Raw genomic sequence first — 16,026 nt, forward strand, 5'->3', positions numbered from 1 at the left:
TTTTGCTTAATTACAAATTCAATTAGGAGGCATGCATGCTAAGTACCTTTGATAAAGCACTGCTTAATATTATCCAGACAGGGTTGCCTCTTGAGCCGCGGCCTTTCGCCAAGGTGGCTGCCTGTCTGGCGGTTGATGAAGCTACGGTGCTTAAACGGTTGGTTTGGCTTAAAAAACATAATTATGTACGGCGAATAGGTGCTTTCTTTGATTCCGCTTATTTGGGGTATGTCAGTACTCTGGCGGCAGTTAAAGTACGTGACGGCTATACAGAGGCAGTTGCCGAGGCTATTAACACTTATCCTGGTGTTACCCATAATTATGAGCGTGAGGGCGAATATAACCTTTGGTTTACACTCCTTACCGCCGGTCAGGACGAGCAGGAAAAAACGCTGGCAGCTATAGCGCAATTAGCAGGGGTTGACAGCCTGATTAGCCTGCCGGCCACTGAAAAATACAAAGTCAGTGTCGAGTTTACCCTGTAAGAAATAAATTAAGCTGCTTTCTGAAAAGATAATAGCGGTTGGCGAGGTGTGTCTGATGTTAGATAGCCTGGATAAAAAAATTATTGCCGTCATGCAAGGCGAGTTTCCTCTGGTAGCGGAACCTTATAAGGAGCTGGCGCAGCAAATTGGCATTACCGAGGAGGAACTGCTGGCAAGGCTGAACAAATACCGGCTGTCGGGGCAACTGCGCAAGATGGGAGCCGTATTACGGCACCGGGAGGTTGGCTATGCAGCCAATGCGTTGTGCGCCTGGGTAGTTCAGGAATCGCAGTTGGACAAAGTCGGCCGGATAATGTCCGGCTTTAGGGTGGTTACTCATTGTTATGCCCGTATTCCCCAACCAGGCTGGCCTTATAATTTTTATACCATGCTGCATGCCCATACCCGGGACGAATGCCGCCGATTGGCCGCAGAACTGGCAAAGACAGCCGGGCTTGAGACATACACCCTGTTATTTAGCACCCGGGAGTGGAAAAAGACCAGTATGAGTTATTTCCCTGAATACGCGAAAGGAGAGGAAGCTTTTGACTGACAAGCTGCTGAAAAATTTTGCTGATGTGCTGGCGGCGGTACAGAATAAGGCGCCTAAGCGGGTTGCTGTGGCTGCCGCCCAGGATGATGCCGTGCTTGAGGCTGTTCAGGGAGCGCAGGCCCAGCAACTGGCCGAGTTTATTCTGGTAGGCGATACGGATAAGATTAAAGCTGTTGCCGGCAAAATTGGCGTTACGCTCGACACTGTCAGGCTGATCAATGAACCTGACGACCGCAAAGCCGCCTACCGGGCGGTAGCCCTTGTATCCAGCGGCGAAGCCGATGTGCTTATGAAAGGCATAATTAATACGGCCGATTTTCTTAGGGCAGTGCTTGATAAGGAAATTGGCTTAAGAACAGGCAGGGTGCTCAGCCATACTGCCGTCTACGATCTCCCGGGTTTTAACCGGCTTATTATGATTACTGACGGGGGGATGAACATTGCGCCGTCGTTACAGCAAAAAGCCGATATTATTCAAAATAGTGTTCAATTAGCTACCGTACTGGGAATCAGACCTGCCAAAATAGCCATCCTGGCGGCTGTCGAGGTGGTTAATCCTGATATGCCGGTAACGCTGGAAGCGGCGGCTCTGGCCAAAATGGCGGACCGGGGCCAGATTAAAGGGGCTATTGTTGATGGTCCGTTAGCGCTTGATAATGCAATCAATATGGAGGCAGTGAAACATAAAGGCATTACCAGCCCTGTGGCCGGTATGGCCGATATCCTGGTTGCACCTGATATTGAAGCCGGCAATATCCTTGGCAAATCATTAGTCTACATTGCCAATGGTAAAATGGCCGGCTTGGTATTAGGTGCCGCTAAGCCTGTCATAGTAACATCACGGGCCGATACTTACGAAGCAAAAATTATGTCAATAGCACTGGGAGCATTACTTGGTTAGTCATAGGGGCAGCTTTCGGCAGGGCTGCCCTTTTATGACTTTTATTAAGATATATAGAAAATTACCAAAAAGATAAAAAGTTATAAATATTTGGATTTTACAAGCAGGATTTTGTTAGTACAAGTAGAATAACATCAGAGGTAAGATGGTCAGACCACCAGTCCTCTAGGGCGGCCAATTTTGCTTACATCTGCAGGTGCCCGGACGGGTGGTTTATGCAAAAAGGTTAGTAACTTTTGCAACTTTACTGGAAAGCGAGGGGGTATAAGCAGCGTCTTAACTTGCAGACTATTCAAACAAATTAATTTAGAGAGAAAGCGTTAATGCTAAAAAAGAGGGGTGTAAAATTTCATGACGTGGACACAAATATATGACCCAATGGGAAATTTAGCTTTATCGGCATTTATGGCAGCAATCCCGATGATTATAATTTTTTATCTGCTTGCCATTCGCCGGACACCTGGTCAAATTGCCGGCGCAGCCGCTGTAACCTCGGCTGTGCTTGTGGCTATACTGGTATATAAGATGCCTGTGGCAACAGCGCTTACGGCTACCGGTATGGGGGCAATGTATGGTGTATTCCCCATCTTTTGGATCGTTATTACCGCAATTTTCATTTACAATATGACCGTTGAGACCGGTCAGTTCGAAATTATTAAAAACTCAATCGCTTCTATTACCGATGACCGCCGCCTGCAGGCGCTGCTGATTGCGTTCGCTTTCGGCGCATTTCTGGAGGGGGCTGCCGGTTTTGGCACGCCTGTTGCTATATCGGCAGGCATGCTGGTAGGCCTTGGCTTTAACCCACTCTATGCAGCAGGTCTTTGCCTGATCGCAAATACGGCCCCTGTTGCTTTCGGTGGTATTGGTATTCCAATTATAGTAGCTGGACAGGTAACCGGTTTGGATACGATGAAGATCAGCCAAATGGTAGGGCGCCAACTGCCATTCCTCTCGGTAATTATTCCAATTTGGCTTGTTGTCCTTATGTCGGGCTGGAAGTCGGCAATGGAAGTGCTGCCTGCCTGTCTGGTAGCAGGTATTTCGTTTGCCACGGTTCAATATCTTTCATCTAATTTCATTGGTCCGGAACTTCCCGATATCCTCTCGGCGTTAGCTACAATTGTAGCTTTAACAGTATTCCTGAGATCGTGGAAGCCTGCTAAAATCTGGCGGTTCGCCGATGAAAAAGCTGCAGCTACCGCCACAAAAATTCCTGTGTATTCATTGGGAACAATTATTAAGGCCTGGTCACCCTTTATTGTTCTTACCGTTATGGTTATTTTATGGGGCTTAAAGCCGATTCAGGCTGTAATTGATGCAGTTTCACTCAAGATATTGGTGCCTGGTTTGGATAAAGCGGTTATGCAGGTTGCACCGATTGCGAAACAGTCAACAGCGATGGCGGCCTTGTACAAAGTTAACTGGCTGAGTGCCGCCGGCACGGCTCTGTTTATTGCCAGCATTATTTCAGCCGCTATTTTGGGTGTTGGTCTCAGCCGTTTCTGTAATATTTTTGTCAAGACCTTTAAACAGTTAACAAAACCGTTAATTACTATCCCCTGTGTGCTGGGGCTTGCTTATGTTATGAATTATTCCGGCATGAGTTCCACTTTAGGTTTGTTCCTGGCAGGAACAGGCAGCTTTTTCCCCTTTTTCTCAGCCTTCCTGGGCTGGCTGGGTGTATTCCTGACCGGTTCGGATACTTCTGCTAACGCTTTATTTGGCAATCTGCAGGCTGTCACCGCTCAGCAAGTGGGCATGGATCCGGTCCTGGCTGTGGCCGCAAACTCCTCCGGTGGTGTAACCGGTAAGATGATTTCACCGCAGAGCATTGCTGTAGCTACTGCTGCTACCGGCCTGGTCGGCAAAGAGGGAGATCTTTTTAACTTTACTGTATTGCACTCCCTTACTCTGGCTGTTATGGTCGGGCTTATGACCTATGCCCAGGCGTATATTCTGACCTGGATGATTCCTTAGCTTAATTAGGATTACTTGTCAGTAACGCCAGATACAGGCGCTGCATATAGAACTGCCGGATGCTGGGTATGATATGAGGGGGGGGGAAATATCCCCGCCTCATATCATTATCTGTATATAGGCCAACCATTTTTTGAAAACTAGTGTCTTGGCAAAGTTAGATGTTAGTTTTAGACAACGTAGATTTTTTCGCAATGCAAGGCGGAGGACGCTAACTGATTCATTAAAATCTGCTTTAATGAGACCTGTATGATATGGGCCTCTTATTACTTGCACGGGCCGCGCAGATCGGCAATCTGTAAGGCGACGACAACGAAGCAGTGCGGGAAAAGATGCGTTGTATAACCGAACATTTGACTTTGTCAAGATACTAGTACATGAATCTATAGCTTGACCAGTGTCCGGGACGAACCCGCCGCGGGTGCTGGTCAGGCTATAGCCTGAGTAAGGCCCGGCCGCAAGGCTGATCGTAAGCAAGGCTATATATTTTCAGGAGGTGCTCTTATGGCCGAAGTTTCACTGAAAGGTGAACAAAGAGTATTCATGACAGGCAACGAGGTGTGTGCCTGGGCTGCAGTGGCGGCTAAAGCCGATATTATGTACGGCTACCCAATCACACCGCAAAATGAGATTATGCATTATTGGACAAGGCTGGCGCCTAAATACGGCAAACGCTTTCTGCAGACGGAAGATGAGATTTCTGCCGGTTTTACCACTCTTGGCGGCGTAATTTCAGGCCGCAAGGCATTTACGGCAACGGCAGGGCCTGGCAATGTTTTAATGCAGGAATCCGCCGGCATGGCCGAAATGATGAGGCTGCCGATTGTGTACATTATTCAGCAGCGGGGCGGCCCCTCGACCGCCACCGTTATCTATGCCCAGCAGGAAACGACCCTGACTACCTTCGGCGGCAACGGCGAGGGCCATCGTATCGTATATTCCACTGCCACTCACCAAGAATTATTTGATTATACGATTAAATCATTTAATGCGGCCTGGACTTACCGCTTTCCGGCCTTTGTGCTGGGCGACGGTTATCAGGCGAAAATGCGTGAACCGCTCACTATTTATGATCCTGAAGAAAAAGGAATGGAATTGGTTAAGCCAGCACCGATCCTGGGGGATACTGAAAAACCGGACCGTCAGATTAAGCATATTCGCAATACTTACAACACGGAAGATGAATTATATGAAGTAGTGATGAACCATCAGCGCGACTGGGAAAAGATGGCGGCTGAGATTGTGGAATGGGATGCCAAAGGGTGTGAAGATGCCGAGGTGATTTTTGTTACCCATGGCATTGTGTCCCGCGCGGCTTTGACCGCTTACAACCAGTTGCGGTCTGAAGGCAGGAAAGTAGGTTATTTCCGGCCGGTCACGCTTCGCCCTTTCCCTGGCAAACAGCTTACAGCTGCCAGCAAAGGCGCTAAGAAACTGCTGGTGGCTGAATCGGCCTATGGTCAACTGCTCAAACTTGTTCAGCATGAAATCTTCGGCAGCACCATTGAAATTGTCCCGATGCTCCGGCCTGGGGTCGGGATTACGACCGAAGAAATTATCGAAGAATATAACAAACTGTAAACCAGAAAGGAGGACTAACATGCAAGACCTGAAACAAAACGATGTTTTGCAGCCGGCCATGCCTGCCAGCTGGAACCAAGATACGAAGGCGCATAAGTTCTGTCCGGGCTGTGGGCATGGTATTATTCTGAAATGTCTGGGTGAGGCTATTGATGAACTAGGGATAAAAGATAAGATGGTGTTCGGCTGTGACATTGGCTGTTCACTTCTGGCCTGGGATTTCTTTAACGTTGATACGGTGCAAACCCATCACGGACGCACGACGCCGGTAATAACAGGCATGAAGCGGGCCAATACGGACATTATCGGCGTTGCCTATATGGGGGATGGCGGCGGCTATGCCATTGGTTCCCAGCATCTGTTCAATGCCGCTGTCCGGGGTGAAAAAATCACAATTTTCCTGTGTAATAACTGTAACTATGGTATGACCGGCGGGCAGATGGCACCGACCACACTGCCGGGAATGAAAACGGAAACTACACCTTACGGACGTGATGTGGAACAGGCCGGATATCCGACTAAAGGACCGGAAATGGTTGCGGCAGTGGCCCCCGCCGGCGCGTATGTGGCCCGTGGTACTGTTGCTAATCCCCGGCAGTTGAAAGGCTTTATTAAAAAAGCCCTGCAGAACCAAATCGAGGGTAATGGCATCTCCTTTGTGGAATGTCTGGCCGGCTGCCCGACCAACTGGCGCACTAACGCCAAACAAACCTGGCAATTTATTGAAAAAGATATGGCTCAATACTTTAAAGTCGGCGAGCTCCGCACGCCGCAAGCGAAGGAGGGCTAAACCAATGGCAAAAGTCATTAAAATAGCGATTGCGGGTGAAGGTGGTCAAGGCGTTCAGTCCATTGCCGAAATTTTAGCGGAAGCTGCTAACGCAGAAGGTAAAAATGCCTTGTATATTCCGAATTTCGGGGTCGAGCAGCGGGGCGGTGTTTCCATTGCTTTTGTTCAGGTTAGCGATGGTGCCATTGGGGCGCCAAAATTCCAGAAAGCCGATATTCTTATTCCCGTAAGTCCCCGCGCTGTTGACCGGACCCAAATGTATGCCGGGAAAGAGACTGTATACATATATGATAATTCGCTGATTCAGGAGGGTGAGGTTAACGACAGTATCATCGGCCTGCAGTACTTTGATGTAACCCCGCCCTGTCCGACCGCGGAACATCCCAATGCCGATTTGCCGCAGGACCTGATTGCCGGCGAACCCAAGACCTGTTCGTTTACCAAACCCGGACCGGGGGTAGACCCGGCATCGATTCCGGAAGTTAAGAAAATTGTAGCCATCCCTGCCAATGACATTGCGAAAAATGAACTGCATCCACGCGTGTTCAATATCATTATTTTGGGTGCCGTCATTGCCGCAACTGAGGTTTTGCCAATGGACAGTATTAAAAAGGCGCTGGAGACTAAGCTGGGCGATAAGTTTAAAGCAAATCCCGCACTCCGAGACATGAATTTTAAGGCTCTCGAACGCGGCTATCAACTCATTAAGAGTGCAATGTAAGGAGGGGCTGCAATGGCTAAAGTTAACTGGGAATCTGTAAAATCTGACGGCGAAAAAGGCTTTTGGGCTGTTTTTCCTAACCTGTGCAAAGGCTGTGGCTTGTGTACGGAAAAATGTCCGGTAAAGTGCATTACCTGGTCAGAAGAGCTGGGAGTATATGGTACACCGCGCGTCGAAGCCGACATGGAAAAATGTATCGTGTGTGGTATTTGCCAGATGGTTTGTCCTGATTGTGCTATCCGCGTGGAAAAAAATAAGTAAAGGTCTGCCAATATTGTAGACTACTGCCGGTATATGGTGTATTATAGAGACAGATTTTGTCTTGTAGGTGATTATTGAGTGAGCAAATTTCCAAACAACATATTTGGCATAGTTCAAGATGATCTGGCTGCTGTGGAAAAAGAACTGTATTCTATTATACAATCACCGGTTGATTTGGTTAACGATATTAGCGTGCACCTGGTACAGGCGGGCGGTAAGCGTTTACGGCCCGCTTTGTATCTGTTATGTGCCCGGGGCGCTACTCCTAATCAGTCTGAGCTTTTACCCCTGGCAGTAGCCATTGAATTAATTCACATGGCTACCCTGGTACATGACGATGTGATTGATAATGCCGCAACCCGGCGCGGGAGCCCGACAGCTAACGCCCGCTGGGGTAATCATAGCTCGGTTTTGACTGGCGATTATTTGTTTGCCAAGGCGTTTTCGGCGGTAACCGCCGGTGCTGATAACCACATGCTGAGGATTCTGACTGATGTCATTTGCACAATGTGTGAAGGTGAAATCATTCAACTAAAAGAATCTTTTAACCCCGAGCAGGATGAAGCTGATTATCGTCTGCGAGTGGCGCAGAAGACAGCAGAGTTTATTGCGGCGAGTTGTGAACTGGGGGCTTTGTCCGGGCGGATGGAACACAGCGAGGTGGTGCAGTTACGGGAGTACGGCTATTCAATTGGCATGGCTTTTCAGATTACTGATGACATTTTGGATATTACAGCCTCGGCCGAACAAATTGGTAAACCGGTTGGGAATGATTTGCGGCAGGGGATAGTTACTTTGCCGGTTATCTATGCGTTAAAAAACAGCCCTGATCATGCTGAACTCAGACAAATAGTTGTAAACCAGGTTATGTCGGACGAGGATGTTAAACGTGGGCTGGAAATAGTCCATGGGACTGACGCCATAGAATATAGTTATGCTCAGGTCCATAAATACCTGCAACATGCTCGTAATAGTTTGCCAGTAACACTCAACAGCCCTGTGAGACAATCCTTATTGGCTGTAGCCGATTTCGTAGGTCTGCGTAAGTACTGACGGCATTGCCGCGGAAGGTGCTATGTTTAAGCCGGTTAAGACAAAAAAAGTTTATGAAGAAATTATTGGCCAAATCAAAAAACTTATTATTGACGGTAAATTACATCCTGGTGACAAATTGCTGTCTGAGCGGGAGCTGGCCGACACCCTAAACGTCAGCCGCGCGTCGGTGCGTGAGGCGTTTAGCGCGCTTGAGATTATGGGGATTATTACCATTCGCCCGGGGGAAGGCAGCTTTGTCAGACAGGTTTCTTATGAAGGCATGATGGAGCCCTTATCTTTTCTTTTACAGATTGAAATTGATGATATTGTGCAGTTGCTGGAAGTAAGGAAAATTTTAGAGATTGAAGCAGCGGCCCTTGCGGCCTCACGCTCCAGTCCGGAAGATCTGGAGAATATAAAACACGCGCTTGTCAGCATGCTTGAGGAGGTAAACGCCGGCGGTATCGGGGAGATTGGTGATGCATCTTTTCACTTTTCAATTGCTAAGGCAGCCCATAATCCCATACTGATCAAATTAATGAATGCCATTTCAGACCTGCTGACAAATACGTTCCGCACATCAAGGCAAAAACTATTTTTAATTGATAATATGCCGACTTTATTGCATCAATCACATTATGAAATATATGAGGCGATAGCGGCCCGTAATCCGCGTTTGGCAAAACGGAAGATGCAGGAGCATCTCAACCTGGTGGAAGATGTTCTCATTAAGATTAAAACAGGCAAAGTCCATACCATTAATAAACGCAAGAGCAATAAAGAGCTGCTGCAAATTCCTAACGAAGATTACGGCTTTCCTTCGTAATGTGTCTTGACAGGACATAACATAACAGGGTTAGCCGTATTTTGCTATTCGTTTTGATGGATTGTATTTTGCGGGACGGGCAGGTATAATATAGCTGTATATTAATATGCAGAAAAAGGGGCTGGTTTTGATGTTTAGTTTCAGCATGCCGGAATTAGTGTTAATTTTAGTTATTGCACTGGTCGTTTTTGGGCCGGGGAAACTGCCGGAGGTTGGTAAGGCGATTGGCAAAGGGATCCAGGAATTCCGCCGGGCCAGCAGCGATATTGTAAATAAGGATGAACCGTCCAAAGTTGAAGCCACAGCCGATAACAAACAGCCTGATGAGAAAAAGAAGGATATTTAATGCCAGATCGCACGCAAAATGAACCGAATCAGCCGGCAGTGACGCCAGCTGAAAATAGTGTAATATACAGTGACAAAGTGGCTAGAGATGAGCCGTACCGGGCAGAAAACGATGAAGTTGCTGCTGAAGATCAGCCGCAGGGGGGAATGTCTTTAATCGGTCATCTTGAAGAGCTGCGCCGCAGAATCATTATTATGATCGTTGCCATTGCTGCCGGTAGTTTAATTTGCTATTTTTACGCCACCGAGATTACGGGCCTGATTACCGCCCCGGCGGGGAAGTTATATTATATGAATCCGGCCGAGGCTTTTTTTACCTACTTAAAAGTTTCTGTTTTTGCCGGATTTTTGTTGGCACTGCCTATTGTTATGTATCAGATATGGTCGTTTGTTATGCCGGCATTGACCAATAATGAACGGACGGCAGGGGTCTTTCTGGTACCGGCCTCAATTATTTTATTTTTTATTGGCCTGTTTTTTTCTTATTATCTGGTCTTGCCGGCCGGGATTAAGTTTTTTATGGGCTTTGCCAATGAAAGCCTGCAGCCCATGTTTTCCATCAGTCAATACATATCATTCGTAATTTCTTTTTTATTGCCTTTTGGCTTTATTTTCGAGTTGCCGCTGTTTATTCTGGTTATGGCCAGAGTCGGCCTTATTAGTTCTGCCTTTTTGACCGCCAAACGCAAAATCGTTTTGGTTATGTCTTTTGTTATTGGCGCTTTAATTTCCCCGACACCCGACGTTTTTTCCCAGACAATGGTGGCTGTTCCCATGATTTTGTTATATGAGGTCAGCCTCCTGATTGTAAAATATATATTGCGCAAATAGTGGTTTTTTTCTTGGGAAAGGAGCATTTTACTTTGGCCTATAACGATCTGCGGGAATTTATTGCGGCACTGGAGTCGCGGGGCTGGCTTAAGCGGATCAGCCAGCCTGTGGAATGCGAGCTTGAAATTACTGAGATTACCGACCGGGTTTCAAAAATGCAAGGCGCAAAAAACGTTGCTTTGCTGTTTGAGAATGTTAAGGGGTATGATATGCCTGTGCTGATGAATGCTTTTGGCAGCATGGACCGTATGGCTCTGGCCCTGGGGGTTGAACATATCGATGATATAGCCCGTGAAATCAGGCAAATTCTGAAGCTGCCCTATATCTCGCTCCAGAATAAAATGGATTTGGTTAGGATCATCCCCGCCGCCAAGCGGGCCATTAATTTTCCAAAATATGTAAAAAATGCTCCCTGCAAGGAAGTGATTATTAAGGACAAGCCGTCACTGGCCAAGTTCCCAATCTTAAAATGCTGGCCGGGTGATGCAGGGCGGTTTATTACCCTGCCGCTGGTCTTTACCAAAAATCCGCTTACAGGCAAACGCAATGTCGGTATGTACCGGCTACAGGTGTTTGACAATCAGACAACAGGTATGCACTGGCATATCCATAAAAACGGGGCCGAGAACTACCGCGCCCACCGGGAACTGGGGAGGGACAGAATCGAGGTTGCTGTTGCCATCGGCGGCGATCCGGCGATAACCTATTCCGCAACAGCCCCGTTGCCCCGTGATATTGATGAAATGGTTTTTGCCGGCTTTTTACGCAAGAAAGCGGTGGAAATGGTTAAATGTGAAACCATTGATGTTGAAGTACCGGCAGGCTCGGAGATTGTGCTTGAGGGTTATGTGAAAATAGATGAACTCAGGGTGGAAGGTCCCTTTGGCGATCATACCGGTTATTATTCGTTAGCCGATAACTACCCTGTTTTTCATATCACCTGTATTACCCATCGCCAAAACCCTGTGTACCCGGCGACAGTTGTCGGCAAACCGCCAATGGAAGACTGTTTTTTGGCCAAAGCCACGGAACGGATTTTTTTGCCTGTATTACAGACCCAGTTACCGGAGATTGTGGATATAAACCTGCCCCTGGAAGGTGTATTCCATAATTGTGCCGTGGTGGCAATCAAAAAAAGCTACCCGCAGCAAGCGAAGAAAGTCATGCATGCCATCTGGGGGATGGGGCAGATGATGTTTACAAAAATGATTATTGTTGTCGATGAGCATGTCAATGTCCAGGATATGAACGAGGTCTGGTGGCGGGTGTTTAATAACATTGATGCCCGCAGGGACATAACAATGGTCGATGGTCCGCTTGATGTCCTTGATCATTCTTCGCCCCTGCCGAACTGGGGGACCAAAGTCGGCATTGATGCGACCAAGACCTGGCGGGAAGAAGGTCAGACCCGTGAATGGCCTGATGAAATTATTATGTCGGCTGATATAAAACAAATGGTCGATGCCAAATGGAAGGAATTAGGTCTTGAGTAAGTTAAAAGCCCATATGGATAATATTGCCTTGTCCCACTCTATTTTTGCGTTGCCGTTTGCCTATATGGGGGCTTTCCTGGCGGCTGGCGGCCTTCCCGACGGACATGATCTCCTGTGGATTACGGTCGCTATGATCGGTGCCCGCAGTGCCGCGCTGGCGCTCAATAATCTTATCGACTTAAAATATGACCGGCTGCACCCCCGGTTTACCCAAAGGCCGATGGTTACCGGCCTGGTTAAACCCTGGGAGGCGGTGGCTTTAATTGCCGGCAGTCTGTTACTGTTTCTGCTGGCTGCCGCCCGGCTGCAGCCGTTGTGCTTACAGCTGTGGCCGCTGGCGCTTATACCGCTGGTACTATATCCTTATATGAAACGGTTTTCCTGGACCTGCCACCTGGTTTTAGGGGGGGCGTTAGCGGCAGCGCCTGTCGGGGCCTGGATTGCTGTCAGGGGTGATATATCACCTGCTGTCTTGATTCTGGGGTTGGCGGTGGCAGTATGGATTGCTGCCTTTGATGTCATTTATGGCTGTCAGGATGTGGAGTTTGATAAAGCCCAGGGTCTGCATTCGATGCCTGTGCGCTTTGGGGTAGCGGGAGCATTATGGTTAGCCAGATGTATGCATCTAGTAAGCATTGCCGGTTTTGTTATTGTCGGGTTTTGTTTAAAATTGTCCAGCCTTTATTACGCCGGGGTGGCCCTGGCGGCAGCCGTACTTGTCTATCAGCACTTGATTGTGAGTCCGGCGGATTTGAGTAAAGTGACCCAGAAATATTTTATGCGCAATGGCCTGGTAGGGATGGCAATGCTCTTATTTACTGCATTGGCCCTGCTTTACAAGTAAAACATTTGGTCCGGATTTACACTTAAATACTGAAGGTCCTAGATAAATAACTAGCTTACGCTGTCTGTAAAGAAGGTAAGGTAGTTTATTTTTATACGGAAGCTTCGACAATATTAGACAATAAAATTTTTTTTGAATAATTAAAAACTAGCAGGAATTTCAGAATAAAAAGCGAATTTTTTCCATTGGAATGTATGTGAAATAACAAACTAGTTTACACGGAATATAAGGCGTGTTATTTTACAACCAAATTGTACAGCAAATAACAAAGCAGATGGGAGGAGAAAACATTAATGAGTATGCTGGATAAGTCCTGTACGGATTTTCTGGATGTACTGGCCTCAAAGGCCCCGGTGCCGGGCGGCGGCGGGGCTGCAGCTCTGGGCGGTGCGATTGGCATGGCTCTTTCCAACATGGTAGGTAACCTTACCGTTGGCAAAAAGAAGTATGCTGAAGTTGAGGATGAGGTCAAGGAGCTGATTGTTAAAGGGGATAAGGTAATTGCGGAATTAAGAGCTTTAGTGGATGAGGACGCTGCGGTTTTTGAACCTCTGTCCAAGGCTTATGGCCTGCCTAAAGATACGCCGGAACAGATTGCCTATAAAGAAAAAGTGATGGAAAAATGCTCTAAGGATGCCTGTGAAGGCCCTATGCAGATTATGCGTAAGTGTTATGAAGGCATCAAGATTCATGAGCGTATGGGCCAGATAGGAACAAATCTGGCTATTTCTGATGTCGGCTGCGGGGTCGTCTTCTTGAAATCGGCGCTGATCAGCGGGATGCTTAATGTTGTCATTAATCTTAATACCATCAAAGATCAGGAATATGTCAGCAAAAACCGGGCGGAGATGGAACAACTCCTGGCTGCCGGTTCGCAGATCGCCGATGCGACGTTGGAATTGGTTTTAAATAAAATAAAGAAATAGGAGGGGATGTTGGATAATGGCTGAGAGATTAGCCGGTAAAGCAGTTGCCGATGCCATGAAGGAGGAACTCTCCCAGAAAGTGGCAGCAATTAAAGCCAAAGGCATTACGCCCAAATTAGGAATTATCAGGGTTGGAGCCCGGCCGGACGACCTGTTCTACGAGGGCGGTGCCAAGAAAACCTGTGATTCCGTCGGTATGGCTTATCAGGTCTTTGAGTATCCGGCCGATATTGACCAGGCTGCGTTTGAACAAGCAGTGACTGCTGTTGGCGCGAATAAAGAAATAAACGGTATTTTGATGTTTGCCCCGCTCCCCAAGCAATTGGACGAGAAGAAGATCCGTAATCTGATCCCGGTGGAAAAAGATGTTGATTGCATGACAATTGGCAGTGCTGCCAAGGTGTATACCGATGATCCCACCGGTTTCCCGCCCTGTACGCCCACGGCCTGCATGGATATCCTCAAATTTTATAATATCCCGCTGAAAGGCAAAAAGGCAGTTGTGCTGGGCCGCTCCCAGGTTGTTGGCAAGCCTGTGGCGATGTTGTTGCTCAGAGAACATGCCACCGTTACCATTTGTCATTCCCGTACTGACAACCTGCCGGCAGTATGTGCTGAGGCCGATGTCCTGATTGCTGCCGTCGGCCGTGCTAAAATGGTGAAGGCCAATTATGTCAAGCCAGGCCAGATTGTCATTGATGTAGGTATCAATGAAGATCCCGCTAACCCCGGTAAATATTGTGGTGATGTGGATTATGCCGAGGTTGAGCCCATTGTCGGTAAAATTACGCCGGTTCCCGGTGGTGTCGGGTCTGTAACTACGGTGGTTCTCTGTAAACAGACCATTCAGGCCTGCGAAATGCAAAACGGACTGGCATAGTTTTCTGATAATCGTTAGTTTCACTTATCTATCGCGCTAGGAGGCACAGCTGATGCAAACTGGTAACATTATTCCGCAGCATCTGCAGAACGGCTATTTATTAGCGTATGAAAAAGCCTGTACAGACCTGTCTGCTAAAAATCCGGCAGCAATGGCCGCCCGCAGTGGCGCTGGATTTGATAGTGCCAACAAGCTTTTTACCCTTAACTATCTCAATGAAGTATATACTGTCAGCTATCCTGAAGGGGAAGTAAGCTATGCCTGCCGGCAGGAGCAAGTGCCGCTGGCGGCAAAGGTAGTCATCCTGCATTATTTGGTGACCGCCGGCGGTCAGCTGTTAAGCGGACAATTGATATCCTTTAAAGAAATACCGGGCGGTATGATTTATTTACAGCCTTTTAATGGCCGCGTTCTCGGCGGCTTTAAAGCAATATTTGGCAAGAAAGCCGGACTCCTGGTTAAAGCCGGGGAAAAGCTGGACGGCCGGATTGTAAAGTATGGTGATGCTGCTGTTACTGTGGATGTCTTGCCCAGGGTTCCTGTTACCTATGTGATCTGGGAAGGTGACGAAGAGTTTCCGGCCAACGCCACGGCGCTGTTTGACGCTACGGCCTCCGATTACCTGCCTACGGAGGATCTCGTTGTAGCTGCCGCCGCCGGCGCCAGTTTGCTGGGGAAGACGGCCCGGGCACTTGCCTGATGCAATGGCAGACTGTCTGAATTTGGCAGATAATTTAGTCAATAACAAAATAACCAGTTTTACTGGTCCGCGTACGTGGGAAAGGAGGTGAAATTTTGAAAATCGCAGTCTCCGGCAAAGGCGGCGTCGGTAAAACGTCTGTCTCTGCCAGTTTAGCCAAATTATTTGCCCGTGATGGTCGTCGCGTTTATGCAGTGGATGCTGACCCGGATGCCAGTTTAGGTCTTGCTCTGGGAATTTCTGATGATATCTTGGCTAAAGTAATTCCGTTAATTGATATGGAAGAAGTGATTAAGGAAAAAAGTGCCGGTGGTGGCCTGTTCTACACCCTTAATCCTGATGTTGACGACATTTTAGACGAGTATTCCATTAGCGTGGGTAACATCAGATTTTTAAGAATGGGTGCCGTTAAACCCGGTGGTTCAGCCTGTTACTGCCGCGAAAATGCTTTTTTGTTTTCAGTTGTGGATTCCCTGATCCTTGAAAAAGATGATGTCGTTATTCTTGATATGGGTGCCGGCATTGAGCACTTAACGCGGGGAACATCGAAAGGTGTAGACCTGATGATTGTGGTAACAGAACCCAGTAAAACCAGTGTGCAAACTGCAAGGGTGGTCATGCAGCTGGCAAAGGATTTAGGCATTGAAGTTGCAAAAGTAATCGCTAATAAAATACGTTCTCCTAAAGAAGAAGCATTTATCCAGGAACAGTTTGCATCTCATGAACTGTTAGGCGTCATTCGTTTTGATGATGAACTGCTGGATGTTGCTCTCGGAAATGGAGGGGACATACTTACCGGAGCCTTCAAAACGACAATGGAGGAAATTTATGCGCGGCTGGCCGCCAACTCCAAACCCTAGGTTTTAAAGAGCAA

18 protein-coding genes are annotated in these 16,026 nt (G+C 47.7%); all 18 read left to right on the top strand.

Annotation, left to right across the window (positions count from 1 at the left end; all coding sequences use genetic code 11):
- The first annotated feature begins 35 nt into the window (after window positions 1-35).
- The 18 genes from ahbA to SPTER_RS06740 all read left to right on the top strand — a co-directional run bounded on the left by ahbA (window position 36) and on the right by SPTER_RS06740 (window position 16,012).
- Entirely contained in the window at window positions 36-485 is a 450-nt protein-coding gene (gene ahbA, locus SPTER_RS06655) for a siroheme decarboxylase subunit alpha (protein WP_144349606.1), read from the top strand.
- A gap of 55 nt (window positions 486-540) precedes the next feature.
- Window positions 541-1,038, top strand: a complete 498-nt coding sequence (gene ahbB, locus SPTER_RS06660; RefSeq protein ID WP_144349607.1) for a siroheme decarboxylase subunit beta — start codon at window positions 541-543, stop codon at window positions 1,036-1,038.
- Window positions 1,031-1,939 (top strand): phosphate butyryltransferase, encoded by a 909-nt coding sequence (locus SPTER_RS06665; RefSeq protein ID WP_246105512.1) that lies wholly within the window; start codon window positions 1,031-1,033, stop codon window positions 1,937-1,939. The genes ahbB and SPTER_RS06665 overlap by 8 nt, the downstream gene beginning before the upstream one ends.
- Before the next feature lie 351 nt (window positions 1,940-2,290).
- Window positions 2,291-3,919 (top strand): L-lactate permease, encoded by a 1,629-nt coding sequence (locus tag SPTER_RS06670; protein ID WP_144349608.1) that lies wholly within the window; start codon window positions 2,291-2,293, stop codon window positions 3,917-3,919.
- 504 nt (window positions 3,920-4,423) lie between these two features.
- Window positions 4,424-5,500, top strand: coding sequence for a ferredoxin oxidoreductase (locus SPTER_RS06675; protein WP_144349609.1), 1,077 nt, complete (start codon window positions 4,424-4,426; stop codon window positions 5,498-5,500).
- 19 nt (window positions 5,501-5,519) lie between these two features.
- Window positions 5,520-6,290 carry a thiamine pyrophosphate-dependent enzyme gene (locus SPTER_RS06680; protein ID WP_144349610.1) on the top strand — a complete coding sequence of 257 codons (771 nt, stop codon included), beginning with the start codon at window positions 5,520-5,522 and terminating at the stop codon, window positions 6,288-6,290.
- 4 nt (window positions 6,291-6,294) lie between these two features.
- On the top strand, window positions 6,295-7,011 hold the full coding sequence (locus tag SPTER_RS06685; RefSeq protein WP_144349611.1) for a 2-oxoacid:ferredoxin oxidoreductase subunit gamma family protein: 717 nt from the start codon (window positions 6,295-6,297) through the stop codon (window positions 7,009-7,011).
- Window positions 7,012-7,023: 12 nt separating this feature from the next.
- Complete coding sequence (locus SPTER_RS06690) at window positions 7,024-7,272, top strand: 4Fe-4S binding protein (protein WP_144349612.1); 249 nt, start codon at window positions 7,024-7,026, stop codon at window positions 7,270-7,272.
- Window positions 7,273-7,371: 99 nt separating this feature from the next.
- Window positions 7,372-8,325, top strand: a complete 954-nt coding sequence (locus SPTER_RS06695) for a polyprenyl synthetase family protein (RefSeq protein ID WP_144352784.1) — start codon at window positions 7,372-7,374, stop codon at window positions 8,323-8,325.
- Window positions 8,326-8,347: 22 nt separating this feature from the next.
- Entirely contained in the window at window positions 8,348-9,133 is a 786-nt protein-coding gene (locus SPTER_RS06700) for a FadR/GntR family transcriptional regulator (RefSeq protein WP_144349613.1), read from the top strand.
- A gap of 130 nt (window positions 9,134-9,263) precedes the next feature.
- Window positions 9,264-9,479 (top strand): twin-arginine translocase TatA/TatE family subunit, encoded by a 216-nt coding sequence (locus tag SPTER_RS06705; protein ID WP_144352785.1) that lies wholly within the window; start codon window positions 9,264-9,266, stop codon window positions 9,477-9,479.
- Window positions 9,479-10,309 (top strand): twin-arginine translocase subunit TatC, encoded by an 831-nt coding sequence (tatC, locus tag SPTER_RS06710; RefSeq protein WP_144349614.1) that lies wholly within the window; start codon window positions 9,479-9,481, stop codon window positions 10,307-10,309. Before SPTER_RS06705 ends, tatC begins: the two co-directional genes overlap by 1 nt.
- A 32-nt stretch (window positions 10,310-10,341) precedes the next feature.
- The gene (locus tag SPTER_RS06715) at window positions 10,342-11,802 is read left to right on the top strand and encodes a menaquinone biosynthesis decarboxylase (protein WP_144349615.1); all 1,461 of its coding nucleotides are present in this window, start codon (window positions 10,342-10,344) and stop codon (window positions 11,800-11,802) included.
- A complete protein-coding gene (locus tag SPTER_RS06720) occupies window positions 11,795-12,646 on the top strand; it encodes a UbiA-like polyprenyltransferase (protein WP_144349616.1) in 852 nt (283 codons plus the stop codon). The genes SPTER_RS06715 and SPTER_RS06720 overlap by 8 nt, the downstream gene beginning before the upstream one ends.
- A gap of 293 nt (window positions 12,647-12,939) precedes the next feature.
- Entirely contained in the window at window positions 12,940-13,572 is a 633-nt protein-coding gene (locus SPTER_RS06725; RefSeq protein WP_144349617.1) for a cyclodeaminase/cyclohydrolase family protein, read from the top strand.
- 16 nt (window positions 13,573-13,588) lie between these two features.
- Window positions 13,589-14,452, top strand: coding sequence for a bifunctional 5,10-methylenetetrahydrofolate dehydrogenase/5,10-methenyltetrahydrofolate cyclohydrolase (locus tag SPTER_RS06730; protein WP_144349618.1), 864 nt, complete (start codon window positions 13,589-13,591; stop codon window positions 14,450-14,452).
- A 52-nt stretch (window positions 14,453-14,504) separates the two neighbouring features.
- Window positions 14,505-15,152 carry a DUF3786 domain-containing protein gene (locus SPTER_RS06735; protein ID WP_144349619.1) on the top strand — a complete coding sequence of 216 codons (648 nt, stop codon included), beginning with the start codon at window positions 14,505-14,507 and terminating at the stop codon, window positions 15,150-15,152.
- A gap of 95 nt (window positions 15,153-15,247) precedes the next feature.
- A complete protein-coding gene (locus tag SPTER_RS06740) occupies window positions 15,248-16,012 on the top strand; it encodes an ATP-binding protein (RefSeq protein ID WP_144349620.1) in 765 nt (254 codons plus the stop codon).
- The last annotated feature ends 14 nt before the right edge of the window (window positions 16,013-16,026 follow it).

It is taken from the genome of Sporomusa termitida (assembly GCF_007641255.1).
GTDB classification, from domain to species: Bacteria; Bacillota; Negativicutes; order Sporomusales; family Sporomusaceae; genus Sporomusa; species Sporomusa termitida.